At 37.5% G+C, this 24153-nt stretch carries 23 protein-coding genes and 1 pseudogene; 4 read left to right on the top strand and 20 right to left on the bottom strand.

The genetic code is table 11. From position 1 onward, the window contains the following. Positions 1-29 precede the first annotated feature (29 nt). The 4 genes and pseudogenes from IGI92_RS05970 to IGI92_RS05955 form a co-directional block, all read right to left on the bottom strand. Complete coding sequence (locus IGI92_RS05970; protein ID WP_430608278.1) at positions 30-1055, bottom strand: LCP family protein; 1026 nt, start codon at positions 1053-1055, stop codon at positions 30-32. Between the two features lie 257 nt (positions 1056-1312). Further along, positions 1313-1513 (bottom strand): cold-shock protein, encoded by a 201-nt coding sequence (locus tag IGI92_RS05965; protein ID WP_196044631.1) that lies wholly within the window; start codon positions 1511-1513, stop codon positions 1313-1315. Positions 1514-1657: 144 nt separating this feature from the next. Then, positions 1658-2263 carry a superoxide dismutase gene (locus IGI92_RS05960; protein ID WP_430608277.1) on the bottom strand — a complete coding sequence of 202 codons (606 nt, stop codon included), beginning with the start codon at positions 2261-2263 and terminating at the stop codon, positions 1658-1660. A 76-nt stretch (positions 2264-2339) separates the two neighbouring features. After that, positions 2340-2802 (bottom strand): annotated as a pseudogene (locus IGI92_RS05955) (GtrA family protein). Positions 2803-2916: 114 nt separating this feature from the next. Between IGI92_RS05955 and IGI92_RS05950 the strand changes: the two are divergent. Together IGI92_RS05950 and IGI92_RS05945 are read left to right on the top strand one after the other, a co-directional pair. Beyond that, the gene (locus IGI92_RS05950; RefSeq protein ID WP_430608276.1) at positions 2917-3726 is read left to right on the top strand and encodes a DUF1189 domain-containing protein; all 810 of its coding nucleotides are present in this window, start codon (positions 2917-2919) and stop codon (positions 3724-3726) included. 26 nt (positions 3727-3752) lie between these two features. After that, positions 3753-4748 carry a phosphoglycerate dehydrogenase gene (locus IGI92_RS05945; protein WP_428217021.1) on the top strand — a complete coding sequence of 332 codons (996 nt, stop codon included), beginning with the start codon at positions 3753-3755 and terminating at the stop codon, positions 4746-4748. 64 nt (positions 4749-4812) lie between these two features. Here the strand turns inward: IGI92_RS05945 and IGI92_RS05940 are convergent, their stop codons facing one another. The 16 genes from IGI92_RS05940 to IGI92_RS05865 form a co-directional block, all read right to left on the bottom strand. After that, complete coding sequence (locus IGI92_RS05940) at positions 4813-5757, bottom strand: glycosyltransferase family 2 protein (RefSeq protein ID WP_074535130.1); 945 nt, start codon at positions 5755-5757, stop codon at positions 4813-4815. A 57-nt stretch (positions 5758-5814) separates the two neighbouring features. Continuing rightward, the gene (locus IGI92_RS05935) at positions 5815-6114 is read right to left on the bottom strand and encodes a HesB/YadR/YfhF family protein (RefSeq protein ID WP_005229567.1); all 300 of its coding nucleotides are present in this window, start codon (positions 6112-6114) and stop codon (positions 5815-5817) included. Between the two features lie 11 nt (positions 6115-6125). Continuing rightward, positions 6126-6791: a potassium channel family protein gene (locus IGI92_RS05930; protein WP_005229566.1), complete on the bottom strand. Its 666-nt coding sequence runs from the start codon at positions 6789-6791 to the stop codon at positions 6126-6128. An 86-nt stretch (positions 6792-6877) separates the two neighbouring features. Further along, positions 6878-7507, bottom strand: coding sequence for a response regulator transcription factor (locus IGI92_RS05925; RefSeq protein ID WP_074535129.1), 630 nt, complete (start codon positions 7505-7507; stop codon positions 6878-6880). Between the two features lie 3 nt (positions 7508-7510). Beyond that, complete coding sequence (locus tag IGI92_RS05920) at positions 7511-8578, bottom strand: sensor histidine kinase (protein ID WP_005229561.1); 1068 nt, start codon at positions 8576-8578, stop codon at positions 7511-7513. Continuing rightward, positions 8575-9306 carry a cell wall-active antibiotics response protein LiaF gene (gene liaF, locus IGI92_RS05915; protein WP_010749367.1) on the bottom strand — a complete coding sequence of 244 codons (732 nt, stop codon included), beginning with the start codon at positions 9304-9306 and terminating at the stop codon, positions 8575-8577. The genes IGI92_RS05920 and liaF overlap by 4 nt, the downstream gene beginning before the upstream one ends. 152 nt (positions 9307-9458) lie before the next feature. Beyond that, on the bottom strand, positions 9459-9938 hold the full coding sequence (gene greA / locus IGI92_RS05910; protein WP_005229556.1) for a transcription elongation factor GreA: 480 nt from the start codon (positions 9936-9938) through the stop codon (positions 9459-9461). A 115-nt stretch (positions 9939-10053) separates the two neighbouring features. Then, positions 10054-11328 carry an endolytic transglycosylase MltG gene (gene mltG / locus IGI92_RS05905; protein ID WP_373193034.1) on the bottom strand — a complete coding sequence of 425 codons (1275 nt, stop codon included), beginning with the start codon at positions 11326-11328 and terminating at the stop codon, positions 10054-10056. A 153-nt stretch (positions 11329-11481) separates the two neighbouring features. Then, positions 11482-13809, bottom strand: a complete 2328-nt coding sequence (locus IGI92_RS05900; protein WP_074535127.1) for an N-acetylmuramoyl-L-alanine amidase — start codon at positions 13807-13809, stop codon at positions 11482-11484. A gap of 76 nt (positions 13810-13885) precedes the next feature. Then, positions 13886-15307: a lipopolysaccharide biosynthesis protein gene (locus IGI92_RS05895; protein ID WP_142968285.1), complete on the bottom strand. Its 1422-nt coding sequence runs from the start codon at positions 15305-15307 to the stop codon at positions 13886-13888. After that, positions 15308-16207, bottom strand: a complete 900-nt coding sequence (locus IGI92_RS05890) for a glycosyltransferase (RefSeq protein WP_074535125.1) — start codon at positions 16205-16207, stop codon at positions 15308-15310. It lies immediately after the preceding gene. Positions 16208-16223: 16 nt separating this feature from the next. Continuing rightward, positions 16224-17222: a glycosyltransferase family 2 protein gene (locus tag IGI92_RS05885; RefSeq protein ID WP_260668351.1), complete on the bottom strand. Its 999-nt coding sequence runs from the start codon at positions 17220-17222 to the stop codon at positions 16224-16226. Next, a complete protein-coding gene (locus tag IGI92_RS05880; RefSeq protein WP_074535124.1) occupies positions 17222-18316 on the bottom strand; it encodes a glycosyltransferase in 1095 nt (364 codons plus the stop codon). The genes IGI92_RS05885 and IGI92_RS05880 overlap by 1 nt, the downstream gene beginning before the upstream one ends. Continuing rightward, positions 18313-18669 carry a DUF2304 domain-containing protein gene (locus tag IGI92_RS05875; RefSeq protein WP_430608275.1) on the bottom strand — a complete coding sequence of 119 codons (357 nt, stop codon included), beginning with the start codon at positions 18667-18669 and terminating at the stop codon, positions 18313-18315. The genes IGI92_RS05880 and IGI92_RS05875 overlap by 4 nt, the downstream gene beginning before the upstream one ends. Further along, complete coding sequence (locus IGI92_RS05870) at positions 18669-19394, bottom strand: glycosyltransferase family 2 protein (RefSeq protein ID WP_005229540.1); 726 nt, start codon at positions 19392-19394, stop codon at positions 18669-18671. The genes IGI92_RS05875 and IGI92_RS05870 overlap by 1 nt, the downstream gene beginning before the upstream one ends. Before the next feature lie 20 nt (positions 19395-19414). Continuing rightward, positions 19415-20197, bottom strand: coding sequence for a glycosyltransferase (locus tag IGI92_RS05865; protein ID WP_074535122.1), 783 nt, complete (start codon positions 20195-20197; stop codon positions 19415-19417). A gap of 241 nt (positions 20198-20438) precedes the next feature. Here IGI92_RS05865 and IGI92_RS05860 point away from each other — a divergent pair, with 241 nt between their 5' ends. Together IGI92_RS05860 and IGI92_RS05855 are read left to right on the top strand one after the other, a co-directional pair. After that, on the top strand, positions 20439-22244 hold the full coding sequence (locus IGI92_RS05860; RefSeq protein WP_430608274.1) for an LTA synthase family protein: 1806 nt from the start codon (positions 20439-20441) through the stop codon (positions 22242-22244). A gap of 542 nt (positions 22245-22786) precedes the next feature. Continuing rightward, complete coding sequence (locus IGI92_RS05855; protein WP_430608273.1) at positions 22787-24082, top strand: ISL3-like element ISEfa11 family transposase; 1296 nt, start codon at positions 22787-22789, stop codon at positions 24080-24082. The last annotated feature ends 71 nt before the right edge of the window (positions 24083-24153 follow it).

Genomic DNA, 24153 nt, shown 5'->3' with positions numbered 1-24153 from the left:
TCAATTGATCGAAAGACAGCTATATGGATCTATTCACTCGCACCCTCGCCATCGGAAAAGACTGCACTGTCATCGTAGAACTGATAGTTGACATAGCCTTGTGTATGTTCATCTCCTTGTGAGAGCTGATTGTTTTGAGGGAGGGCCAGTTGTTCTCTGAGTGTATTTTGCATGTGTAAGAGCTGATTGACCCCTAAAAGCTGATAGTAGACATCATTCAACATTTGCCCCTCCCCTTGAAGCTGCTCTTGATGAATCGTCGTAAAAGCAGGTAAATAGTTCTTTGCGACATCCAGCATATCGTCCCATGTTAGATCTGTCTTTGAATTTTTTTCAACAGCTTTTAATATTTTCTGATAATTATTGATTCCATCCAAACTCATCACTTTTTTTAAAATTTTTGTTACAACTTCTCGTTGTCTTTTCTGCCTACCAATATCTCCTTCTGGGTCTTCTTTACGCATACGTGCATAAGCTAGACCAGTTTTCCCATTTAAAGTGATTTTTCCTTTCGGAACATGGACTCCCTCGAGCGTAAAGTCGATATCATTCGTTACTTCGATTCCACCAACTGCATCAATCAAATCTCTCATCCCTTGCATGTTGATTGTCACATAATGATCGATCGGTATATCCAAAAGATTTTCCACAGAATCCATTGCCATGGCTTCTCCCCCAAAAGCGTATGCATGATTTAACTTGTCTAAAGTTCCATACCCGATGATTTGAGTAAATATATCCCTGTCCAAGCTAACGATCGTAGATTGCTTTTTTTCTGGATTTACTGTAACAATCATCATACTGTCTGAACGACCTTGCTCGGTCCTTCCTAAAGCTCCGGTATCAATTCCTAGTAACAAGATAGAAAAAGGTTCTCTTTTTTCAATGTTGACAGTTTCTGAACGCCTTTTTGTGTTTCGATCAACTGGTTTAGAAATATGTTCAAAAGTTGAACTTGTATCATTATAAACTTGCAAACCGTACACAGTTAATCCGATAATTCCCAGGACCAAAATCCCTAATATTCCTATTACTATTCTTTGATATTTTCGCATCTTGCACCTCGTCCGATAAAAAATAACAATCGACTAAATTTTCGCATAATTTATATCATAGAGCAATCTCATTTGTTATAAAACATTTGTTTTAATAAAAATGTAATGTAAATGAAACAAAATGCAAGGATTCCTCCCTTGAAGGAAAGAAACAGTTTTCTCATTCTTTTCTTTCATGGTTTTGCCAGAAACTATCTAGACCGAAAAAAAACCTTGCTTAGCTGCAAGGCTTTTCAGTCGATTCTTTAATTAGGTAATTAGACTTTGGTTACTTCCGCTGCCTGCGGCCCGCGGACACCTTCAACGATCGTAAATTCAACTTCTTGACCTTCTTCAAGTGATTTAAACCCGTCTCCTTGTATGGCAGAAAAGTGAACAAATACATCATCGCCACCGTCAACTGTAATAAAACCAAACCCTTTTTCGTTGTTGAACCATTTTACTTTCCCATGTTCCATAGTGTGTAAAGCCTCCAATAATTATAATCCGACGATTCCGTCGCCTTTATTATAGCGGATTATGTAAGCGTTAGCAATATTAAAACGGTTCTTTCTATCCACAAAAAAAGAAGCCTTTTAGCAGGCTTCTTTCTAGTAAATTGTTTAAGCTTTTGCGAAATATTCGTTTACTTTGTCCCAGTTAACAACACTCCAGAAAGCATTGATGTAATCTGGACGAACATTTTTGTATTTCAAGTAATACGCATGTTCCCAAACATCTAAACCTAAAACAGGTGTTTGGCCATCCATCAATGGTGAATCTTGATTCGCTGTTGAGGTGATAGCTAATTTGCCATCTTTAACGACTAACCATGCCCAACCTGAACCAAAACGTCCGGTTGCAGCAGCTTTGAATTCTTCTTTGAAGTCTTCAAAGCTGCCGAAAGCTTCATCAATTGCCTCTTTGATAGCCCCAGTAGGTTCGCCGCCAGCATTTGGGCCTAAGATTTCCCAGAAGAACGTGTGGTTAGCATGGCCGCCGCCATTATTACGGACCGCTGTTTGAATATCTTCTGGCACAGAAGAAAAGTCAGCTAATAATTCTTCAACTGTTTTTTCACCTAATTCAGGATGTTTTTCAATCGCTGCGTTTAAGTTTGTTACATAAGTGTTATGGTGTTTATCATGATGCAAATGCATCGTTTCTTCGTCAATGTATGGTTCTAATGCATCGTATGCGTAAGGTAAATCTGGTAATGTGTAAGTCATAAAAAAATTCCTCCTCAATGATAATGTTTACATAAGTAACATTATCAGACTATCAGACTTTGTTCAAAAAATATGCTTACTTTTTCTCACTTTTTTTTCGTATTGAAAATCAAAAATTTACTAAACACATAGTTTGCCAAAACAACAACAACTTGGGTGACTAGCTTAGCAACTAGATCGCCGGTTGCCAAAATTGAAATAAATAGATACATACAAAGCATATCTAAGCCTAATGATAAGACACGAAAGAAAATGAACTTCCCAAATGCCGCCCATGACTCTTGCTTTGTCTCGGTTTTTGCTTCAAAAACCCATAACTTATTTGTAAAGTAGGCGAACAAAACAGAAGCAATCCAGGAAATCACATTCGCTGTCTGGTAATAAAGACCAATTCCTTCACGAAAAATGAGATAGACGACAATGTTGACTACAGTCGTTAATCCACCAAAAAATAAATACGTAATCGGCTCCCACAACTTTTTTTGCTGCAAGAACTGCTTGTATTCGTTGTACTTTTGCATTCTTTTGCCTACTTTCATTTCTTTATTTATTCATTCATTCGATTATTGGTTCTTTTTTTGTGAATTCCTTGTAATTCAAAGAACCCTTCGTTACAATTACTCTAGTTATACCACAAAGGAGTTCATCAGCAAATGACTATCGTCCAACTATTTAAAATTGCTTTTTTCCGAATACCTGATTTAAAATTTGTCAAAAAAGCAGAATTTTCCAAAGTAATCGTTTTTCTATTAAGCGCCTCCGCGCTTATCGCGGTACCGATGACCATCAATGTATTAGGTGTCTTTCGCAATGTGCAAGCAGATGGACAAAAAATCGGAGAAACAATTCCTGATTTCACGATCGAAAATGGACAGCTTTCTGCCGCTCCAAATACGCAAGGATTCATCTATCAAACCGATTCGATCATCTTTACTTTTGATCCTGATGGCAATCGTACACCAGCGGATATTGCATCTGATGTCACCGGCTCGGTGATCGCAGTAGGTTTGTTAAAAGATCAGCTGGTCATTCGTATCCCTTCTTCTGGTTTCTCAACGTCTATGTTAGACTCAAACCAATTAGAATTTGATTATAGTGAACCAGCACTGCGTAATCTTAACGGTCAGGCGATTCGTGAAACCTTATCCAACCAAGCGATCCCATGGCTGATAAAAATCATTGTCTTTTTTGTCGCCTTATATCCCACGTTTGTCAGCTTACTGATCACCTTAATCATGGGAACCTTTATTGCAACGATCTATACGAAATTGAAGCTATTCTCTTATACCTTTTTCGAAAATTTAAAGATTCTCATTGTCTGTGCTGCATTGCCTACACTCATTAGTGTTATTGTACAACTAGCGCTGCCTTCCTTTGATGCTACCACCTTTATTTTGTTTGGTTCCCTATTCTTATTTACACAAGGTGTCAAAGATTCCCCAAAAATACAATTAAAAAAATGATCTATGCCATGTTCAATTCATTGAACATGGCTTTTTTCTCATTCTTTGCTACACTTAAGATACAAGGAGGCTTGGCAATGAAAAAAATAATCTTAGCCACTCGCAACTTTCGCGACACTTATGTGGAACAAATGGAAAAAGACTATCAATTTCTCGTGTACTCAAAGGACCAAGCAATTGATTGGTCACAAGTAGAAATCACTATCGGTTGGAAACCAGCATGGAACGAACACCTGTTAACCGAAAAAACAAATTTGAAATGGGTCCAAGCGATTTCGGCTGGTGTGGACACCTTGCCATTAAAAGAGTTTGCAAAATACGACATTCTCTTATCAAATGGCAGTGGCATCCACGCAGAATCGATTACAGACCATTTATTGGCTTTGCTCTTTATGGAAAACCGCGGGATTTTCCAAGCAATCCAACAACAAAGAAAACAACAATGGGCACCGGATACGATTCCTTATGCAAAGCTATCTGATCAAGAGATTTTGATCGTTGGTACGGGACAAATAGGCCAAAGATTAGCCAAAGCATTAACCTTTTTTGGTGTACATCCGATTGGCATTAATACAAGCGGCCATGAGGTGGCGGGTTTTGAAAAAACGTTTGCGTTATCTGACTTACACGCTTGCGCAAAAACCGCCGATTGCATCATCAATATTCTTCCACTGACAGAAGAAACCACACATTTGTATGAGGAAGCCTTCTTTGCACAAATGAAGCCTTCCGCTTCATTTTATAATGTCGGTCGCGGTCCTAGCGTGGATACTGCCGCATTAACAAAGGCTTTAGAGAAAAAGCAGCTGGCATTTGCCGCACTAGATGTTTTTGAAGAGGAACCTCTACCAGAAAATGATCCGCTATGGCATACCGAAAACCTGTTGATTACTCCTCATATCTCAGGACACACGCCCCATTTTCAAAAGGCATTTATGGATATTTTCTTAGCGAATTTCCAACAATTTTTAACGAAACAAGAACTTGTAAAAAATGAGATAAACTTGAATAAGGGATACTAACAAATTCTTTCCACAAAAAAAGTGTACAGTTGAAGGCAGCCCCTTCAGATTGTACACTTTTATTTTATCGTAGTTTTTCTTGGTCTTTTTCGGTTTCTTTCAAGAAGTACAAAGGTCTATTTTTAGTCTCTAAGAAAATTTTTCCAATATACTTGCCGATGATCCCTAAACAAAGCAATTGCAAACCACCAACAAATAAGAAGATACTGACCATTGAAGGCCACCCTGATGTCGGATCTCCAAAAATAAAGGTTCTTATCACAATAAAGATCAAAGCAATCAGAGAACCAAAACAGGAAAGCGCACCAATAAACGAGGCGATATTCAAAGGCGTATCTGAAAAGTTGACGATACCGTCAATCGAATATTGGAATAACTTCCAAAATGACCAGGACGTCTCACCCGCTACCCTTTCCCGATTCTCATAGGCGATGTATTCAGTGTCAAACCCAACCCAGCTGAAGATCCCTTTTGAAAAGCGATTGTACTCTGACAGCTGTAAAACCGCGTCAACCATATTTCGACGCATCAAACGAAAATCTCGCGCACCGTTTACCATTTCGGTATCGGCAATCTTATTGATAATATTGTAGAAAGCATCTGAGAAAAAACTGCGGATCTTCGGTTCTCCTTTGCGATCTGCCCGTCTGGTCCCCACACAATCAAGTTCCGGTTTTGCTTCTAGCATCGCAAACATTTCCGGCAGTAGAGTCGGGGGATCTTGCAGGTCTGCATCCATTACAGTGACAAAATCGCCTCTAGCAGCTTGTAGCCCCGCATAAAGAGCAGCTTCTTTGCCAAAGTTTCTCGAAAAAGATAGATAGCGAACACTTTTAGGGTGGGCGTGATACAAGTCTCTTAAAACAGACAGAGTTTGATCTGAAGACCCGTCATTAACAAAAATATATTCAAAAGGCATATTTAAGTGTTTCTTCACTTTTTCTGTTTCTTCAAAGAAAATCGGCAAGCTTGCCTCTTCATTAAAACAAGGTACAACAATTGATAACATCGGTTTCATCTCCTAGAGCCAATCGTGGGAAATCGGTCAGCTGTGACCGAATCCACATTATTTTTTATCTTCGCTAAAATCATATTTCGGTTCATCTAACGTTTCATCATAATCTACAGTTAAATCATAGCCTTTGAAAAACCATTCGTCTGCTTCATCAATAAAAAAAAGCAAGCCATCAATGGTTTGTTCGACGATCGGACGTTCTGGTTTATCCACTGACATTCCCACGGAAAATCCGTCATGCACTTGTGTTTTGCCATAAATTTTTCCGAAAAAACGAATCCCGCTTCCTTGGTCTACCACCAATTCTTTTTTAAACCATTGCATTGCTTCAGGACTTATTGTTAAGTTCATTTTCTTCACTCCTAATCATTCATATGTTCATCAAGTATATCTACATCATCTGTATTGCCGATCACGAGTAAATTGTCATTTTCACGCACGATCGCCTCTGCATCAGGCGAAACGATCACTTGTCCTGGTCCCCGACGAATCGCAACGACTGTCAGACCATACTTTTGTCGAAAATTCAGCTCAATCAGGGATTTATTGAAAAAGCGTGGATTGGACACGCGAATCTCTGCTAGAGAAAATTCGTCAGATAGTTCAATATAATCTAAAATATTTTTGGAAACTAGATTATGGGCGATGCGAATCCCCATGTCACGTTCGGGATGAACGACACGGTCTGCGCCGAGTTTTTCCAGTACACGGGCATGGTATTCGTTTTGGGCTTTCGCTAAGATATTAGGAACACCCATTTCTTTGACCATCAAGGTCACCAAAATGCTGGCTTGAATATCCTCACCGATCGCAACAATGACATGGTCAAAGTTACGGATACCCAATGAACGTAACGTCATCTCATCTTGTGCGTTGCCGACCACCGCATGGGTGGCGATATTCATGTACTCATTGACACGATCTTCGTTGCTATCGATCGCCAGTACTTCTTGTCCAGATTCAATCAACGTGCGACAAATACTGCCACCAAAACGGCCCAGACCGATTATTGCATAATTTTGCTTCACCACAAACGCTCCTTTTTTACCAGATCATAATTTAGTATAACAAAAACCTCCTCTGCTTGCCATGAGGAGGTATGATTATTAAGATTTTATTTTATCAAGCCATGTTTAAAAGCATATATCGTAGCTTGTGTACGATCTTCTACTTCTAATTTTGATAAGATATTTGACACATGTGTCTTCACTGTTTTCAGCGTAATGAAGAGTGAATCCGCAATCTCTTGATTGCTCTTTCCTTCGGCGATCAACAGTAACACTTCTTGTTCCCGATTGGTCAAATCTTCATGTAGGATCGGTGTCCGATTCGTCAAACGATCCATCATTTTCGTGGTGACTTCGGGTTCTAAGACCCGCTCTCCTCGCTGGGTTGCACGAATGGCTTCCGCAATCTCATGAGCAGTAGACGTCTTTAACAGGTAACCTGCCGCACCCGCTTCAATAGCAGGATAGACTTTTTCGTCATCAATAAAACTAGTGACAATAATGATTTTTGCTTCGGGCCAATCATTTAAAATCAATTTCGTAGATTCGATCCCATCCATTTCATCCATCACCAAATCCATTAAAATCACATCTGGATGTAATTCCAATGCCTTTTCATACCCGACTCGACCATTTTCCGCTTCCCCAATTACTTCTATATCGTCTTGAATCGACAGATAAGAAGAGACCCCCAGACGAACCATTTCATGGTCATCAACTAACAACACTTTAATCATACCTTATGCCTCCTTCAACAGTGGAACTTTAATTTCAATACTGGTTCCTTGATTTTTAAAACTAATAATTTTCAACGTTCCGCCAACGGCACTTACCCGTTCTCGGATATTCATCAAGCCATAGCTGCCGGCCTTTTGATCTTGTGGATCAAAGCCAACACCGTCATCGATCACCCGCAATAACACGTTATTATCAATACGATGCAAGTAAACTTCCAACTCATTGGCCTTGGCGTGACGCAGTGTATTAGATAAGAGTTCTTGGATCACACGAAAGAGTTGATCTTCAATCGAACTAGGCATCGTAAAGTCTTCAATATCCCAAGTCAATAGAATTTTGATTTTGGTCTCTAATTCTTTTAACAATTGCTCGATTCCTTGCTTTAGACTCTTCCCTTCCAAAGTAACAGGTCGTAGATGAAGCAAGAGCGCCCGCATTTCAGATTGCGAAGCATTGATAATGTCTGTGACCATAGCTAACTGTTTCTTTTGGCTTTCTGGCGCATCTGTTCGAATCGCTTGCTCATTTAGTGCAGACATCATCATCATGGCGGCAAACAGCTGTTGAGAAACAGAGTCGTGCAATTCACGAGCCAGACGCTGCCTTTCTGCTTCTAAAATCTCTTCTTTTGTCTGACCATCAACAAACTGCGGTTTCGCATTCAATTGCTGTAATTCCATCGACATCTGTTTCATCTTCGATTGGATACTGGCAATATCACGATCCACATTCGCAATCAAATGGTTTTCAGACGCATGGGGGATTTTTGTTTCCAATAAAGGGCTATCGATATAGCCGCTGGCTAACAGTCTTAACTTTTCTTCCACCGGACCGTATTGACGGTTGCGAAAAAAAGAAATCAGTAAAAAGACAGCTAAAGCAATCAATGCAGATATTACAAGTAAGTGAAAGACGATTGGGATAAAGAAGAGCTTGATTTGAAAGACTTCTATCAGCCAATTATTTTTCCCACTGGCATACAAATAGGAAAACAGCATCAAAATCATGGTGAAAAAACTTGCTAATCCTGCATAAAAAGCGATCATGCCTCTTGAAAATTTCCCGATCATACCCGAATCACCTCAACATCACCAACAAGGGTATTCGTCAAGATTTTCAAACGCCGACTATTTTCGCCATAATCAGGGCTGTAGATCGTCACTTTTTCATTTTTCAAGCTCGTTTCTTCGCCTTCAAAGATAACGGAGCCAATAAAAGTACTGTGCTCTAATTTGATTGCTATACCAGCAGGCACTAAAATACGAGTTCTGCCAAAGCCTTTTCGTACGATCACGACGTTTTCTTTCTTAGGCAATAAAGTGTTGCCTAAATCGATAAAAGTGTCCCCCGTCAAGATATCTAAATTGATATCGTCCCATTCATAGACTTGACTGCCGATCCGTTCATTACCTAACCATTGCTGCTTTTGTTTCAGTGGATGATCAGCTTTGGGTTCTTCAGTTTCAACGATAATCATTTGTTTTTTGCGCCAGAATGAATTTTTAGTTAAGTCGATTCCGGTAATCTCGACTCCTTTTAAACCAATAAATAAAATCGCAAAAATCAGCATCAGCCACAGTGCTGGACTATTTAACAAACTGATCAAAATAGCAATGGAACTTGAGACCATCAAGAAATTTTTAAAATTGCTCTTGCGCTCACTTCGGTTCACAAGGACCAAGCACGTCACACCAAGTATTAATAAAAATAATAATGGCGGATTAGATAAAATTTGCCATACCGCAAAAAGCAGTAAGAGCGCTTCAACAATAAAGAAAAAACGCCAAGGACTTTTCATTCAAGCTCCTCCTCCTAGTAATTCTACTCTATCATACCTGAAAAAAATGGTTTGTCCATCCGTCGCTGGTCCGAAAAAAGACCCTGTTTGATCAAATTCCCTAAAGGAGAATGAACAACAGGGTCAACTAGATTGATCGAGTGATCAAGCAATTAGCTTTTCTTTACTTCTGTGATTCTTACTTGCATATCTCCGCCTGGCGTTGAGATCGTCACTTCATCATTGACTTTTTTCCCAATCAAGGCACGAGCGATTGGTGAATCATTGGAAATTTTACCAGAAAATGGATCTGCTTCAGCACTACCGACGATCATGTACTCTTCTTCGTCACCATCAGGCAACTCAACAAAAATAACTGTTTTTCCGATGGAAACTTCATCAGAGTCTACACCCTCATTATCAATGATCTCTGCAAAACGAATCATATTTTCTAAAGTAGTGATTCGGCCTTCGACAAACGCTTGTTCATCTTTAGCAGACTCATACTCTGAGTTTTCGGATAAATCGCCAAAACTGCGGGCTACCTTGATACGTTCAATGATTTCGCCGCGTTTTACCGTTTTCAATTCTTCTAATTCTTGTTCTAGCTTTTCTTTTCCTTCAAGTGTCATTGGGTAAACTTTTTCTACCATAGTTCTTTTCTCCTTTTAGTAACTTCTAATAAATCGCAAAAGGTAATCTTTTGCGATGAGTCCACAAAAGATTACCATGCTTTTTTTTAAATGTAAACTATAAACCTATGAAAATTTAATTTGAGGTATTGTTTACATATTGTTCCACTAATTGCATATGCTGTTCATAGGTTTCCGCAAAGTAAACTTCTTGGGTTTGAATGTCAGCAACGAAATAATAGTAGTTGTTCGGTGTTGGATCTAAGACCGCTTGGATCGCTGCTTCACTTGGATTGTTGAATGGTCCAGGTCCGTAGCCAGTATGCACATAGAGATTATAAGGAGAGTCAACTTGAGTGTCCTCATAAGTAACTAGCTCTTTATGCTCACCTAACGCGTATAGAATCGAAATATCCGATTGCAGCGGCATATCAATCGCTAAGCGATTGAAGAATACCTGTGCGATATTTTTACGATCTTCTAGCTTACTACCCTCTTTTTCAACAAGTGAAGCCAAAGTAAGGACTTCTTGAACCGTCATTTCTTTTTGAGCAATTTGATCGAAATATTTCGACAAGACTGAATTTGATTTATCCACCATTTGGGTAACGACTTCTTCTAGGGTATTCCCTGTATAGTAGTCATACGTCGCTGGGAACAAGTATCCTTCTAGTCGGTAACGCACACCTTGCGCATCGCCGGCACTTGCTAAAAGCTCAGGATAGGTTTCTTTCATTTTTTCAAAGAACTCATCGCTTTCCATCAAAGCTAAGAAATCGTCTTTCGAGATATTCGTTGCTTCCGCTAGAGCATCACCGATTTGATCAACATCAAATCCTTCTGGAATCGTCACTTTTGCATCAGAGGTGACCGAGCCTTCGCCATTTTGCAACTGCTCACTTATCGCTTCCAGTGTCATATTTGGTGAAAAATGATATGTTCCTGCTTGAAAGCCCGTCAGATTATTAAATTTTGTGTAATAATTAAAAATCATTCCACTTTTAATAATGTTCTCATCCTCTAAGATTTCACCAATTGCTTTATTCGAAGAACCGCTTGGAATAACAATCGTCACCTTCTCAGTATCATCGGGATCTAATGGCTGCAAACTTGAAGTAACATATCGATAAGCTGAGAAACCTAATATTCCGCCGATTACTAAGAAAACAAGAACAACAATCAACACGATCTTATTAACTATTTTGTCTTCCTTGCTGCGCTGCAATCTGCGTTGGTTTTTTTCAGAAACAGTTTCTTGCAAACTTTCTGAAGAAGCAGAATGATTTTGTTTCTCTTCTATATGTTTACTTTTATTTAGATGATTACTACGAGATCCCACAGAATCGTCATCCAAGAAGCTGTGTTCAGATATCGATTCTTTTTTTGAACTTGATTCTTTTAAAGACTCCATAACTTTCTCTTTAAAAGAATCTTCTGGATGTTGTTTAGACAAAACAACTCCTCCTTAATTTCTTCTTTTTGACTTGTATCATTATACATGAAAACTCATCAGAAAGAAATGACATTCTTTTTTTTACTTAAGCATTCTGCTCATTTAAAACTTTTATAATTTTTCACCGGTCACGTTTTGCACAATGTTTTTTGCGATATTGTCCAAATTGTTTCTTATTCTCGCAACATCTGAAGGATTGGAGATAAAGCCAAGTTCCATTAAGCGATACTCAATCCCTCTAGATCTGAAAATATTTAAATTCAATAAGTCTTGTCTAAAACTCAACCCATTCGAATTAACAAATGAAGGATGCCAGCCGACATAGGTCCGAATGGTATTCGCTAGCCCGATATTAACTGAATTGGATCCCCCTGGTCTCACTATGACGTGCCCCCCAGAAGCTCCGATACCTCCGCTATCTAGATGAAATTCTGTAACTGAAGTGATTGCATTACTTACAAGGTGTGCTCCTTGTCCGTTTCGAGTGTCAGTAAACATATCGCGTGACACATCATAAAAATTAATTCTGCTTTCTTTCAATTGATTGGCATACTTCCGCAAATATGGAAGCAATTCATTTCTTGTAAAGTCTCGCTCATTTGTCCCGCTTCCCACTGCTCCCGGGTCAATCCCTCCGTGTCCCATTACAAATAGAAACTCTTGCATTTCGATATACGGTTTGGTTGTCGATCCTGGTGCCGGTTGATTTTTAGGCACAAGTTTTATTTCGAGAGACTCAACACGTTTTGCTAACGAACTCGTTCCAGCCCGCTGATCATTTCGAGCCCAATCAAGCCAACCATAAGTCTGGGAATGCACTCGATAATAAATATCATAAAGCAATGAGATATTGCCGGTCAGTCGAATTTGGAGTGCTTCGATCCGTTTCGCCTCACCTGTTGTACCGGCTGTACTCCCATTAGATTGATACCCTTGCCAACCATAGGTTTGGACATGCGTACGATATTCTATTCCACCTGTAACTGGTGAGTTTTCTAAACTTAGCTGGATTGCTTCCAGTCGTTTTGCCTGACCAACTGTTCCAATACTCGCTTGGCCCGGATTAATCGTCGTCGACCATCCAAAAGTCTGAACATGTGCACTCAAATGAATACTTGGTGTTTCAATTGTTTCGTAGGAGATAAACGGCATCGTACTATCTCCTGGCGGCGCCGTTCCTTTTTGCACAAGTTGAACTTCAATTGCTTCTACTCTTCGTGAGAGCGCGACACTTCCCGACATTTGATCGTTTTTCGCCCACCCTAACCAGCCAAACGATTGAATGTGAACCCGATAATAGACATCAAATAATTGAGACAAGGTTCCTGTCAAGCGGATCTGAATTGCTTCTATCCGTTTAGCTTCATTTGTTGTACCTGCAATTGCACCATTCGTTTGGTAGGATTGCCAACCATAACTCTGAACATGTGCACGGTATTCGATATCTCCATCATAAATATTATTATCTAAACGAAGCTGAATCGCTTCTAGTCTCTTTGCTTCTCCAGTAACACCTCCAGAAACAAGACCGCTCGATTGGGACTCTTGCCATCCGTAAGTTTGAACATGCGAAGATAAATGAAGCGAAGGTTGGGTTACATTGTCAGTTGAAACATAAGGTTTATCAGTGTTCCCGGGTGCTGGACTACCTTTTTCCACTAGCTGAATTTGGATAGATTCTAGTCTTTTAGCAAATCCAGAAGTACCCGCTTCATTCCCGTTTTTCGCCCATCCAAGCCAACCAAACGTTTGTGAATGGACGCGGTAATAAATATCATAGTCCTCCTCTAACTCATCGGTCAAATTAATTTTGACTGCCTCAAGGCGCTTAGCTTCACCAATCGTTCCAGAAAATTCGCCATCTCTTTTTTCGCCTAAATCCCAGCCATAAGTTTGAACATGCGTGGAATAAACGATACTACCTTTAAGTTCTGTGCTGTCTGGATCAATAGCGAGCGACATTCCCTCCAAACGCTTCGCTTGTCCAACTGTACCACCAGTAACATTACTAGCTGGTGGTACTTGTGTTTCCCCATCTGTTTGTATATGTACCATTAGTTTCAAGTTGGGTAAACCTTTTGCGGATTTTAATTCAATATCATCCTCTTCACTGGAAGAAGACGTCGTCTGCTCTGTCGTAGAATCAAACGTACTTGAAGATGATTCTGTTATATCTTGCGTACTTGAGTCACTTACTGAAGTTGAACTTGTACTTTCACTATTTGTTGTAGAAGTACTATCCGACATTTCCGTCGTTTCTGTAGATTCGCTTTGATAATTTGAATCAGTACTGCTGGTTTGCTCATTTGTCAAACTCTCTGAAACGTTACTTGTCATTTCTTGTCCTACAACGTTCGTTTCAGCAAGTCCAATGATTGGACTGAAACTGCTCGCAAGGATTACTAGAACCAGAAAGAAATTAGCCAACCTTTTTTTCATATGAATTACTCACTCCTTTTTAATTAGATGCGATTTTTTATTTGAATACCACAAGATTTTCTTGAGTATAGCAAATCTAAAAGACAGATTTTATTTTTTTAACTTCCCCTGTAATCAACAAACATGAAACCAATAGAATTAACCATAAAATACCTTTGATTACCAGTAAGACGAAATAGTTCGTGTCGATCGTGATGAAATGATCGAACAAAAAGAGAGCAGCTGCTAAAACGACACTGATACATACTGGGCTGATCAGCTGCTTCAAAACATCTGAAAGTTTTCCTTCTAAGACTTTTGTCATTAAAATCCAGTAGGAGGTGAAAAAATTTAAGATATACGCTGCACAAACAAAGGCAGCCACATAAGTTATCTTCGAGAAATTGATTCCAACCAATGTTAAACTAAGAATCAAAAAAGTTGAAATCATTCCCGTTTTCAATAATGTTTTTGAATGGTTTCTTGCCATAAATATGCTTCCAGTTGCAGAAGTAAGCATCTGCGCCCATATACTAAATGCCAATATTGAAAAAGGAACGACAGCGGCATACCAGCGAGAACCAAAGAGAAATAGGATAATTTCCTCAGCATTCATTACCATAAAAATAGTTAATGGAAATGCGATTAATCCTAGGACATGGACAATTTTTAAAAACGTTTCTCGTATCAACTTCACATCATCTTGATGATGTGACAAAACAGGTTGCAGAACTGGGGAAATAATACCTAAAAATACCGTATTGGGCATAGTAATCATTTGATAACTCTTTTGATAATTTGCTAAGGGCACGGGACCTAAAAATCGTCCAATTAGTAAATTATCTGAATTACGGGAAAAATAATTTAATATTGTAAAACCTAATTGGTTTTTTGCGAATGACCATAGTACTTTAAAAGGTTGCGGGTCTAAACTTTTTGTGTACTTGATCTTAACTACAGCAAAATTAGCAAACAGCGTAGCAATTGCAGGAATAGCGGCACTTAAAATCAATGCATAAACGCCAAAGCCAGCAAAAGCTGAGGCAATACCAAAGATTGCACCAAAAAGATTACAGAACAAGAGCCTCAAATTAAGGGTTCGAAATCTCAATTCTTTATTTAAAATTGCCGTTGGTACAACGTTCATTCCTTCTGAGAATACAATGATCGACATAAACCAAAATAGCGATTTATAGATAGAATTATTATAGATAATCGCAACAAAATGGCCGAACAACCCAAAACCGACAGCTAACAGAAACGCAAACAGAACTGTATAGTTAAAAACAATGCCATAATCTTCTTCCTTCATCTCTTTGTTCTGAATGATCGCCGGACCTAGGCCAGCTGTCACAAACATTTGGAAAAATACTAGGAAAACTTGAACATTCGCTACCACCCCAAATTCTTCAACTGGTATTAATCTTGACAGTACAACGTTTATCAGCAATTGGATCAAAACATTGCTGTACTGTCCGATTGCTGTAAAAATCATACCTGATCTAAAAGCATTTCTCATCTAGATACTCATCCTTCTCTTTAAGTCTTCATTTGATAACGAAAACAATCCGCTCATTAATGATAAGTTCTTTTTTGAATATCTTAACTTAAAAAGATATGATTTCTTCAGATTGTCATTATATAATAGGTCACTCGAAGCATCTTCTTTGTGGTAAATACTCAACGCTGGTATATACAGTTGCTTGTATCCAAGTCGCTGACAAAGGATTGCCAAAAAATCTTCTTCAAAATAAAGAAATGTTTCCGGGTAAAAGCCAACATAGTTTCTCAAATAATTTTCGGTAAAAAAGATTGCTGCACCATGAAGTGTCTTCTCGTAAGGATCTAGTATTTCCTGGGGCTCTTCCGAAAAAGAAGCTGATTGATTCGTGCTGTTCTGATCTGGCATCAATTTTTTGAGGTGTTGATAGATATTTAATTTCAATGAACTTTCCAACAAAAATAACTTCAATCTAGGGAGAATCAAATCCGTTTTCTTTTTTAGGTTGACATTTAACGTATTTTGGTTCTTTCCGTCTCTGGTGATAATTTTTGTTCCAATCATTCCAATATCCTCGTTGTATGATATTGAAGCTAATCTTTCTAAATAAGTTCTATCTTCAAGGAGAGTGTCACCATTAATAACCAGGACCCTTTCAATTCCTTTCTTTCTAAAAATTGATAGACCAAAATTATTTCCTCTTGCAAAGCCAAGATTTTCTTTCGTCTGTACAACGGTTACCTGTTCTGAATCTTCATAGTTATCTGATAAACGTTTGAAGGAATCATTCGGAGAATCATTATCTACGATTAGGATATCTATCTCTTTAAAGGTTTGATTCATTAAAGATTCCACACACTCAATTGTATCTTGAAAAGCTAAATAATTCAGAATTAAGATTCCTATTGTTTTCTTCATTTCACTGATCCTACTTCTATATGATTTTTTTTATTATTCTTGCCAAAATACTTTTTTTCCCATTCTCTTTATTCTTATAAATCATACTTACTGCAGTGAGAAAGACTTTATAAAGAAAATAGTTTTTATAGAGAATCTGTCTTACGGCATTCTCTTTTGCATATTCTTGATTCATCGAAAATATTTCTCTAATCAACTGATTAGAAAGAGGGGTTTTATCCTGGATACATTTTACTGCAATAAAATCATTCAGATTCAGTGCTTTTTGATAAAAGTGCCCTAATGCTTCAGGATGTTTCTCTTTAAAAAAGTTCTCAGTTAACCTGTTTTTCTTTAACACATCAAAATTCTTCTTGCTTATCTTACTCGTTAAAGTTGAATTTTCTGTTGTTCGGTAATAATAGCTTTTACTATCAACCAATGCAATCTTCGTTATCCTGTCAATCAATTCATAGAAAAACAACCCATCCTCATAAATGATTCCTTCAGTGAATGAAAGGTCTTTGAAAAGTTCCACGTTATACAGTTTTACTGTTGGAGAAACTGCTGGAAAATCAGAATCGTACAATTCGTCAATTAGTCTTAAAAATGTCCCTTCAACAATTTTAGGAGGATTGACCACAGCAAAGTTCAACTCGGTTTCTTCTTTGGTAAACTTGCACATAGCAACTTGAACATCACATGTTTTAATCGCATGCATCAATTCTTCACAATAAATCGGCGTAACAAAATCATCGCAGTCAATGAAAGCAATAAATTTGCCACTGGCATACGAAATTCCTGCGTTTCTAGCGCTTGATTGGCCACCGTTACTCTTACTGACTAATCGAATAACTCTGGATGTGTTTTTCTTTATGACTTCATTAACTACCTCTATTGAATCGTCTGTTGAGCCATCATCAACAACGATGATCTCTATGTTTTTATAGGTTTGATTCATAAGACTAGTGAGACATTCACCTATATATTTCTCTCCGTTATACATTGGAATTATTATACTGATTTTCTCATCCATTATTTTGTACTCCTCAAATAGTCAATTACAGGCTTAAAGGTTTTTTCAAAAGTAAAATGACTAACACCATATTGAAAAATAGCTGCGCTTAATTCCTTTTTTGAAGAATTTTCAAGCATCGAATCGTACCACTCAATTAAGCTTGGAATATCGATTGGTGTATCATCGCTCGGTACACGATAATAAAACGGAAGATCACAATTATCCAAATCAGTTTTCACTCCAGAAACAATCGGTAACCCTTTCGCCAAATACTCTTTTCCTTTTAAACTACTATTATAAGTCACTCCAGATCGATGACGGGCTAAAGAGTCAATCCCAATATCTGCATTCTGATAAAACTGATCCAATTGAGAAAATTCTACTCTGCCTAATAACTTCACTTTTTCTTCTAAGTGGTAATCAGAGACCAGCTTTTTATAGTCCTTTAAGACAGGACCATCCCCGACTAAAGTGAACATGACGTTTCTCTTAACATCAGATGAATTATAGTATTCGTGCAGTCCCTGAATGACGCGATCATATCCATGGTAGAAACAAAGTGCTGCGACCCCTAGTAATCGGATTGCACCATCTCCCTCATTACTGCCTTCAATCGGACTAGCAAAGTCGTATGCATTCGAAAGATTGATACATGGTACATCAAAAATTCTTTCATCATCCGAAAAAGTCAGAACTCGATCAACGTAGTGTTTTAAATATGGTGTCCAGAGATGTTCTTTGGCTTGAATGTCCCATTTTACAATTCCTTTAAATTCATTCATATAAGGATATGTTGGAATTTCTAATAGGACAATAATTGATGGATTCATTCTCTTGATTTTTTTTAATAAATCGATAACACTTTTATCAAAAACCGCACTTTTTCTAATGTAAACGAAGTCGTACTCTTGCCAATTTATTTTCTCTTTTAAAAAAAACTGTCTTGAAAAAAAAGGAACTAGGTTTACAAACAAATGACCTATATTCCTTTTTGGGTTTATTAAGGGTTTCATGGAAAAACCATTTTTTTCAAACTCTTCAATTTGCCGACTGATCTTCTTTTGAATTCCACCAGCATGCGTTAAATCTTGGGAAAAATAAATACCCTTCATTTTTCTCCTTCTTTCATTTCTCTAATTTCCTTTTCCAAAAAAGATAACTCTTGTGTTAAAGTTTTGACTTGTCTTTGCGTATTTATCAATGCAATACTAGTTGTTAAAGTGATAAACAATAAAAAGGCAGTTAAACTATATAATGCTAAAGAAGTGAGTGTACTGATCCCTAGAAAGTGGGCAATCGTCGTCCCTACTTTGGGAAATAATGCACCGATCAACATTATTATTCCCAGTAAAAGCCATTTGTTCATTTGACGTACTTCTGCATGATCTTTACGAATCAAATAAACAGTTAAGACAAAAAAACCTAATGCTAAAAAAATAGCAATAATTTGTAATTGAACAGGCATTAGGATTCCTCCTTTTTGATCAAAGATGCAATCAGAATAGCCAAAGAGACATTAACCATATACGCTGCCGAGTCGAAAAAATGAATACTCGAGCGACCAGTCGTTCTTTCGAACATGTTTACCCCAATCTCTTTCACCCGGATGTTTTTGGCTACTAAATGCATGTAGCTTTCAGGTTCCGGATACTGGCTCGGATATCGATGGGCAAATTGTCTGATTACTTGCCGGTTTCCTGCTCTGAAACCACTCGTTACATCTTTGACGCGCATTTTTGTCAGAAGGTAAATAAGTCCTGAAAGAAGCTTGATTCCTAATTGTCTTGCACCAGTAGATTTAAACGTCGACGTGCTGTCTTCTACAAATCTGGATCCGACGGTAAAATCAGCCTGATTATTGATAATCGGTTCAACCAACTGACTTAAACTTTCAATATCGTGCTGACCATCGCCATCATATTGAATTGCGATATCATAATCGTGTTCTAATGCATACAGATATCCCGTCTGCACAGCTCCTCCAATACCTAAATTGTTCACCAACTCGACATGATGAATATTGTTTTCTAATAATACCGCTTCCTCATTGTCTGTAGACCCATCATTGATAACAAGATAATCTAAATTATATGGTGTTTTTTTTCTATACTCGAGTACCTTGTCGATTACTTGGACAATACCTTCTGCTTCATTATATGCTGGAATAATCAGTAAAATTCTTGGATTCACGATTTACACCCTAACTTTTCTTATAATTGATTGCTTTTTTGATTTTTCACGTAAAATTTCATGAGAAAAGAAGCAATGGTTTTCCCCCAATAACGTTTGTACATTTCCAATTCTTCTGCTTCTCTCGTTTTATCCAGGGTTGTTGCAGTTGTTTCAGATTCTTCGTGAATTCTATGATACATTGCATTTTTTGAGATGTAACAAATGTTTTCCGGCCGCTTCATGATTCGTTCCCATGCATCCCAATCTACTGCCATTCGCATCTGTTCATTAAATTTGAAGTCATTGAGCACCCGCAAATTATATGAAACAGCTGGACAACAAATAAAGTTCCCAAACGCATATATTCGCCTTTGATACCACTTTGATTGTAATAACCCCATTGTTTTTAAACCGAACGTTTTAATTTTAAGATTTATTGATCTTTTTCTAATTTGACTTTCTTGATCGATTTCCTTATAATCCGTAAACACAATACTTGTTTGATTATTATTTTCGAACGCATCAATGACGCTTTCACCATACTCTTTTAAATAGATGTCGTCTTGATGAACGATCGTCGCATATGGCGTATCAACAAAAGACAATGCATTGTTCCAATCTCGTCCGATACTTCCGCCTGAACTAGTAAACATAGGTATCTCATAAGAGTTGGCAATATCTGTTATATAAGTATTTGGTGTACTTGTGTACAAAATCAGCTTGGACTTTCCTTTTTTCATACTTGTCTGATTTAAACAAGAAAGTATACATTCTTCTAAAAAAGAAGACTCTTTATAAGCGCAAATAACAAATGTATGCATGAATATCCCTTTCCATGAATTGTTAAGAGTTTTAAATATCCAATTCTAAAAAATTATACTCGACTTTTTAGTAATTCTCAACAAAAATTAAAATCCCGAAAAAAACTTAAAGAAGACAAACTCTCATTAATTGGCAAAAAATGAAAAAAAATAAGGATTCCACGCCTTTTTTTAAGTTTTTCTTTTGGAGACTTGTTATTATTCTAGTATACTATATATAATATGTATTTGGAGGTACAGGATGCTTTTTTCAATCTTACTTTTTATTCTCATACTCTTTTTAACAGCAAATAGAAGCTTTTATCGGCGAATTTCGCTTTCTCTATTTTGTGCCGTTTCTCATCTCTCATTCACGGCATTTATTGCACGATCACTCGGCTTAACTGAATTAAGAAAAAATCTCTTATCTTTTAGTTTCCTTTCAACCAAGTCCGCTGTCACTGGTGTAAGTATCCTTGTTTTTCTTTTTCTCTTATCAACGGTACTGATTATCAAAAAAACAGGTCTGATTGACAGAATATTTCAATCCTTGACCTGGCGTCTTCAACTTTCTTTTTTTATTTTTTCATTACTAGTATTCATTGGAGCACTTGCGGGAAGCAGTGCCGTTTGGACGAAAAATTTTTTTGGTAATGTAGGCATTAGTGAAATTCTATACACTTTGTCTCAACCCTTGACAGGAACAGATGCGGGCCAAATTTATACGTTCATTTTGGGTCCTTTATTAAATTCTATTATTCTCACACTTAGTTTTCTAGTAATCCTATACTTGCTACTCTATGCTCTATCTTACAAAAAGTTTCAGAAAATTAAGTTAACCAAAAAGACGAGTTTCTTTTTTTCCTTCATTAGTGTAAGCCTCACTATATACGGTTTTTTCTTTGGTATACAAACATTGGGCTATGCAGAACTAAAAGCATATTTTTTTGAAAAATCAACGATTTACGAAGATTTTTATGTGGACCCGAATGATGTTGCGCTTACCTTTCCAGACCAAAAAAGAAACCTTATCTATATTTACGTCGAATCATTAGAATCAACGTACTTATCCATTGACCTTGGCGGAATGCAAGAAGTCAATCTATTACCAAATCTCACAGAATCAGCTTATGCAGATGGACTAAATTTTTCGCACCAAAGTACTTTCGGCGGTGCTCGTCAAGTTCCTGGTGTTGGTTTTACAGTAGGAGGAATGGTTGCCCAAAGTTCTGGGGTTCCTCTGAGAGTCTCTGGTGGCTATAACGAAAATGAATATGGCAATACTTCATCTTTTATGCCTGGTGTCACCACAATCGGTACCATTTTAGATCAAGAAGGATACAATCAAACACTGTTAATCGGTTCCGATGCAAGCTTTGGCGGCAGAGATAAATTTTACTCTCAACATGGAAATTACCAAATAAAAGATTATCAATATGCCATCGATAATCAATGGATACCGTCTGACTATAAAGTCTGGTGGGGATATGAGGATGAGAAACTTTTTGAGTTTGCTAAAAACATACTTATAGAAGATTCTCAGTCAGAAGAGCCCTTTAATTTAACGCTTCTAACAGCTGATATGCACTTCCCAGATGGTTTGATGACCGAAAATACACCTAAACTTTTTGAACAGCAATATAGTAATGTCATCCACTATTCAGATTATATGTTAGGTAATTTTATACGATGGGTTCAGCAACAGTCTTTTTATGATAATACTACTATCGTAATTGCCGGTGACCACCTAAGCATGGATCCCTCTTTTTTTAATGGTATCCCTGAAGACTATGAGCGAACTGTCTTCAATCTCTTTATTAACTCACCGGTAACAACCTTGAATAATACCAATCGTTCTTTCAGTACATTGGATTTGTTTCCGACCACTTTATCTGCATTAGGTGTTTCCATTGAGGGAAATCGATTAGGCTTAGGAACAAATCTATTTTCAGAAGAAATGACTCTAATGGAAAAATTAGGGTTTGATGAATTCTCTAATGAACTTAGTAAGACATCAAGCTTTTACAATCAGCAGATTATGCAAGGATCAGACCTTGAAGTTAAATAATAAATTGCTAAATCACACCAATCACTACGATAAATTTTTACTATATAATTGAATATACTAACCAGTCTTTTAGTAGTGTCAGTAAAAACTCAATTATTTTTTACTGACACTATTTGATATGGTCGAGGAAACAACTCAACAATAAATATATCGTAAAATCTGATCATTTTGTTTATGATAGCATTAAATCTCTGACATATTCACCTATCAAGCTATTTTTATTGCTAATAGAATTAAACAACTTTTTAAAGCCTTGTTTGTATTTTTTGCTTTAATACTCGATCCCTACTATCTCTAGGGGTAAGCGGTCCGTGAAATAGTAAACTTTTAACTGAAAAAGTAAAAAGGACAAGGTTGCCTTTGTTGTCGGGCTCTATAATTTATGGGACTGATGAATCAGAATTGAGGCTCTATAATTTATGGGACTGATGAATCAGAATTGATTCTTCAGTCCCATTTTCATTTTAGGTATTAAAAAACATATCGTTCTCTAGTATGATTAAATCACCACAAAATAAACAACTGAGAGGACGATATGCTATATGAATGATTCTATCAAAAAAATGCTGAGAATAATAGAGAAAGATTTGATGATTACAGAGGTCTCTTACGAGACCCTTCAGAAGAAAAAGACGTTGGTCGTCGATGCTGTTCTCTCGCCTACTCCTCGTGCTTGTAGAAGTTGTGGTTCTACTGTGGTAGATGGAAACGGAAAAGCAATTATAGTGAAAAATGGGAAGAAGGAAACGATTGTCCGTTTTGAACAATACAATCATATGCCTTTGGTTATGCGCCTAAAAAAGCAGCACTATACCTGTAAAAACTGCCGAACCCATTGGACTGCTCAAAGTTATTTTGTCCAACCCAGACATTCAATCGCAAATCATGTTAGATATAAAATTGCTTCTTTACTGACTGAAAAAGTATCTTTATCTTTTATTGCGAAAAGCTGTCAGGTATCTTTGACCACCGTTATTCGTACATTGAAAGAGTTTAAAAGCTATTTACCAAAGCAATCTAAGAAGATTCTCCCCAGAGTATTGACGGTTGATGAATTTCGTTCGCATGCTTCCATAGAAGATAAAATGAGCTTTATTTGCGCAGATGGCGAAACAGGAAAATTAATAGATGTTTTGCCTACGCGTAAATTACCTCGATTAACAAGCTATTTCTTAGGTTGTACCAATCCAGAAGAAGTAGAATTCTTGGTGACAGACATGAACGCCGCCTACTTCCAGCTCACCAAACGTGTTCTGCCAAATGCGAAAGTAGTGATTGATCGGTTTCATATTGTCAAACACATGAATCAAGCTTTCAATGAGTTGCGTATCCGTGAAATGAATGAACTTCGTAAAGCCGGACAGAAAAGCCAGGCAGAAAAACTGAAAAAGAACTGGCGCTTTTTGCTAAAAAATCGTGCAAACATCAACCATTATGAATACAAAACATGGAAAAGTTTCCGAGCACCAAAATACCCATTTCTTACTGAAGCAATGATGATTGATCGATTGCTTGAGTTTTCTACGCCCCTGAAGGAGGCGTATCCCTTTTTTCATGAGTTAGTTGAAGCCTTTCGAGACAAAGACCCTGACTTATTTTTCTCCTTATTGACAGAACTTCCCGAAACGTTAGATGACAGCTTTCGGGAGAAGCTTCAAAACCTTCTGACCTATGAAGAAGGCATCACCAACGCAATGATCTATCCTTATTCCAATGGAAAAATAGAAGCGAAGAATACCCACATAAAGACAATGAAACGAGTATCCTACGGATTTAAATCATTCGAGAACATGAGAATTAGAATCTTTTTGATCAATCAATTAATCAATGTAAGATAACAAAAAATCTGAGCCAGAATGTGGTTCATTCTGACCCAGATTTGATTTTGCACAACTCATCAGTCCTTATT

It is taken from the genome of Enterococcus sp. DIV2379, assembly GCF_050542965.1.
GTDB lineage: Bacteria > Bacillota > Bacilli > Lactobacillales > Enterococcaceae > Enterococcus_D > Enterococcus_D entomosocium.
This window is presented reverse-complemented; position numbering and strand designations above follow the sequence as displayed.

What these genes read in the sequence shown, in the direction of transcription:
- IGI92_RS05970 (WP_430608278.1), bottom strand. Translation starts at nt 1,055, where the DNA reads ATGCGAAAATATCAAAGAATAGTAATAGGAATATTAGGGATTTTGGTC.
- IGI92_RS05965 (WP_196044631.1), bottom strand. Translation starts at nt 1,513, where the DNA reads ATGGAACATGGGAAAGTAAAATGGTTCAACAACGAAAAAGGGTTTGGT.
- IGI92_RS05960 (WP_430608277.1), bottom strand. Translation starts at nt 2,263, where the DNA reads ATGACTTACACATTACCAGATTTACCTTACGCATACGATGCATTAGAA.
- IGI92_RS05950 (WP_430608276.1), top strand. Translation starts at nt 2,917, where the DNA reads ATGACTATCGTCCAACTATTTAAAATTGCTTTTTTCCGAATACCTGAT.
- IGI92_RS05945 (WP_428217021.1), top strand. Translation starts at nt 3,753, where the DNA reads ATGGCTTTTTTCTCATTCTTTGCTACACTTAAGATACAAGGAGGCTTG.
- IGI92_RS05940 (WP_074535130.1), bottom strand. Translation starts at nt 5,757, where the DNA reads ATGTTATCAATTGTTGTACCTTGTTTTAATGAAGAGGCAAGCTTGCCG.
- IGI92_RS05935 (WP_005229567.1), bottom strand. Translation starts at nt 6,114, where the DNA reads ATGAACTTAACAATAAGTCCTGAAGCAATGCAATGGTTTAAAAAAGAA.
- IGI92_RS05925 (WP_074535129.1), bottom strand. Translation starts at nt 7,507, where the DNA reads ATGATTAAAGTGTTGTTAGTTGATGACCATGAAATGGTTCGTCTGGGG.
- IGI92_RS05920 (WP_005229561.1), bottom strand. Translation starts at nt 8,578, where the DNA reads ATGATCGGGAAATTTTCAAGAGGCATGATCGCTTTTTATGCAGGATTA.
- liaF (WP_010749367.1), bottom strand. Translation starts at nt 9,306, where the DNA reads ATGAAAAGTCCTTGGCGTTTTTTCTTTATTGTTGAAGCGCTCTTACTG.
- greA (WP_005229556.1), bottom strand. Translation starts at nt 9,938, where the DNA reads ATGGTAGAAAAAGTTTACCCAATGACACTTGAAGGAAAAGAAAAGCTA.
- mltG (WP_373193034.1), bottom strand. Translation starts at nt 11,328, where the DNA reads ATGGAGTCTTTAAAAGAATCAAGTTCAAAAAAAGAATCGATATCTGAA.
- IGI92_RS05900 (WP_074535127.1), bottom strand. Translation starts at nt 13,809, where the DNA reads ATGAAAAAAAGGTTGGCTAATTTCTTTCTGGTTCTAGTAATCCTTGCG.
- IGI92_RS05895 (WP_142968285.1), bottom strand. Translation starts at nt 15,307, where the DNA reads ATGAGAAATGCTTTTAGATCAGGTATGATTTTTACAGCAATCGGACAG.
- IGI92_RS05890 (WP_074535125.1), bottom strand. Translation starts at nt 16,207, where the DNA reads ATGAAGAAAACAATAGGAATCTTAATTCTGAATTATTTAGCTTTTCAA.
- IGI92_RS05885 (WP_260668351.1), bottom strand. Translation starts at nt 17,222, where the DNA reads ATGGATGAGAAAATCAGTATAATAATTCCAATGTATAACGGAGAGAAA.
- IGI92_RS05880 (WP_074535124.1), bottom strand. Translation starts at nt 18,316, where the DNA reads ATGAAGGGTATTTATTTTTCCCAAGATTTAACGCATGCTGGTGGAATT.
- IGI92_RS05875 (WP_430608275.1), bottom strand. Translation starts at nt 18,669, where the DNA reads ATGCCTGTTCAATTACAAATTATTGCTATTTTTTTAGCATTAGGTTTT.
- IGI92_RS05865 (WP_074535122.1), bottom strand. Translation starts at nt 20,197, where the DNA reads ATGCATACATTTGTTATTTGCGCTTATAAAGAGTCTTCTTTTTTAGAA.
- IGI92_RS05860 (WP_430608274.1), top strand. Translation starts at nt 20,439, where the DNA reads ATGCTTTTTTCAATCTTACTTTTTATTCTCATACTCTTTTTAACAGCA.
- IGI92_RS05855 (WP_430608273.1), top strand. Translation starts at nt 22,787, where the DNA reads ATGAATGATTCTATCAAAAAAATGCTGAGAATAATAGAGAAAGATTTG.